We start from the raw sequence: 2668 nt of genomic DNA on the forward strand, positions 1-2668 counted from the left end.
CCAATTTGCCAAGGAATATTTAGAGGAACTCTTAGCGTCTCTAGGAACGATTAAAAAGAGCAAGAAAGTCAAGAGTGAAGTCCAAGAAATCGATGTTTGGTTTGAACCAGCCACAGCATCAAGGACGGAATTACCCTTGGGTTTACTCGCTAAAATGGCGGCGACTTGCTGCTTATTTGAACCCTTCCGTAACCCACCCTCGGAGGTAGAGATTCGCAGTTGCATCTCAAAGTTATACGCGGTTCATGGCGAAGTCTTAAGGAAGGCGAAAAGGACAAGCAAAACTCTAACAGAAGCTGAACTACCAGTTCTCTGGATTTTAACGCCTACTTTTTCAGCGAGAATGATTGAAGAAGTCCTGGGAATCCCCCCTTCATTCCTACCGGAAGAGGGGATGAAAGAGGAGTGGGGAAAAGGAGTTTATTTTTCCCCTAGCCTGTTCAAAACAGGAATTGTCGCCATCCATCAATTACCAGTCAATGAGGAGACTTTATGGTTGAGGGTGCTAGGGAAAGGAGGGACACAGAAACGAGCAGTAGAAGAATTAGTGCAATTGCCTGAAGGTAATCCCTTCCAAGAGAATTTACTAGAAATTCTGGCCAACTGGCGCAAGAATTTAGAATTGAGAGATAATTTAAGTGCAGAAGAACAGGAGGACATCATGAACTTATCACCAGCTTATCTAAAGCAACGAGAAGAGTGGAAAGAAGAGGGGAAACAAGAAGGGATCCAACAAGGGATACAAGCAGGGATACAAGAAGGGATACAACAAGGCAGTTTAGGAGAACGGTATTCCCTGATAACCAGTCTTCTGGAAGGACGGTTTGGCCCCCTAGATGCAGAATTATCTGGTCTGGTGGAACGGATTGCCCAACTTCCCATCTCGGAACGCACCGGGTTACTTCTTTCTCTGGCTAATTTATCTCGCTCAGAACTGTTAGAAAGATTCAGGGAAAATTAAACTTTCAATCCCAATCTCAAAAACAGACAATTAAAATTACCGATGAACAATCATTCTTAAATGTCCTGCTTATTTTGCTAGACTAAAGAAGTGCCAATTGTTGATTAGCCTGAGATAGGAAGGATTATGGTCAATCAAATCAGCATTGTCATCTCCAAGAATCCCGACGGCTATTCACTCAAATCTCCTGAACTAGCAGCAATTGATTACCAGGATAGCTCTCTAGAAGGCGTTTTAAATCGACTGAAAGATGCCCTAGAAACTCATCTGATGGCTTCTGATATATCTCAAGAGGAGACTGGACAATCAATTTTAAAGATAGTTGATAAGTTGAATCTGAACTTCCCTGAAGAAGAACTTGAGCCGCTTCCATCCGACGGTGCAGAAGAGCATGACCATTATCTTTATGGGAGTCCCAAGAAAAGGCAATGAAACAAATTTTTGCCGACACTTTCTACTGGGTTGCTTTAATCAATCCCCAAGATAATTGGCATCAACGAGCCAGAGAAGTTACGTCCAGTCTCAAAAACGTTAAACTTGTGACGACGGATGAAGTTTTGGTAGAGCTACTGAATTTTATCTCAGTCCGGGGAGCAAATCGGAAGCGACGTACTGTCGAATTTATCGATAATCTGCTCCAGAATCCCCGCCTTCAAGTCATTCCGCAAAACTGAGAATCATTCCTGCAAGGCTTCGAGTTATACCGCCGCCGTCCAGACAAAGAATATAGCCTGACAGATTGTATTTCAATGACGGTTATGCAGCGCTTAAAAATCAGTCAAGTGTTAACTCACGACAATCATTTTCAGCAAGAGGGTTTCATAATTATTCTATTTGGATAACAGAGGAAAAATTAAACTTTCACTCCCCCTAAGCTAGGAAAAACTATCCCCAAGCATTAATGGTAGTTTATCTGCTGAATTATGGACAAATCTCGCTTGCGGAACAGTTAACAATCAACAGTCAACTGATAAAAACCCCTCCAATTAATGAAGGGGAATTGTGGGATTTTATTGATGGTATTAGGAGACTTGGTAGTGATCCGATAGTAGTGGCGTAGCTCTCTTGCTTATCTAGCCTGAGTTGTGTAGAATATTTACTAATAAAAATAATTACCTGACAAATGTCAAGAATTTGCTTTTTATGATTGCTGTTTTTATCAATATCTTCTCTTGGCTCATTAAACTTTGGTGGGATGGCGATGAAGATTTAGAACAGAATCTTCTAACAAAAGATTCACAAGCTTCAATATTTCGTTGTCCTAAATGGGGTTCTTGCCATACCCTCAAAAATGGTTCTACACATAATGGCAAACCCCAACGTCAGGGTAAAGATTGTGGTCAACCGTTGGTAATTAATCCTAGTAATAAAACCGTCTCTAACGAAACCAAAAAATTAATAGCTCTACTGCTGCTAGAAAGAATTTCTCGGCGAGGTATTGCTAGAGTAACTGGAGTGAGTTGGTCATGGTTACAAAACTATGTTAATAATAAATTTAGCCAAGTCCCTCGCCAGGTATAGGTAACAGACAAACCTAAAGGCAAATTAATCATAGAAATTTCTGCTATGAGTTATGGTCATTCGTATTTTCTCAGAAAATCAAGGTATATATTTGGTTAGCTATCGATAGAACTACCCGAGAAATAATTGGTTGTTATTGAGGAGATAGAAGCCGTGAATCAGCTAAAAAGATCGGGAAAAGTCTTC

3 protein-coding genes and 1 pseudogene are annotated in these 2668 nt (G+C 40.7%); all 4 read left to right on the forward strand.

Annotation, left to right across the window (positions count from 1 at the left end; all coding sequences use genetic code 11):
* A partial coding sequence (locus O9324_RS25450) for an RpnC/YadD family protein (protein ID WP_288141657.1) occupies window positions 1-961 on the forward strand: 961 nt, incomplete at its 5' end.
* 126 nt (window positions 962-1087) lie between these two features.
* Window positions 1088-1393: a hypothetical protein gene (locus O9324_RS25455; protein ID WP_002772397.1), complete on the forward strand. Its 306-nt coding sequence runs from the start codon at window positions 1088-1090 to the stop codon at window positions 1391-1393.
* A pseudogene (locus O9324_RS25460) lies at window positions 1390-1803 on the forward strand (type II toxin-antitoxin system VapC family toxin). The gene O9324_RS25455 and the pseudogene O9324_RS25460 overlap by 4 nt, the downstream one beginning before the upstream one ends.
* A gap of 301 nt (window positions 1804-2104) precedes the next feature.
* Entirely contained in the window at window positions 2105-2482 is a 378-nt protein-coding gene (locus O9324_RS25465) for an IS1-like element transposase (protein ID WP_502846603.1), read from the forward strand.
* Window positions 2483-2668 lie beyond the last annotated feature (186 nt).

This window comes from Microcystis sp. LE19-84.1B, from assembly GCF_027531875.1.
GTDB lineage: Bacteria > Cyanobacteriota > Cyanobacteriia > Cyanobacteriales > Microcystaceae > Microcystis > Microcystis panniformis.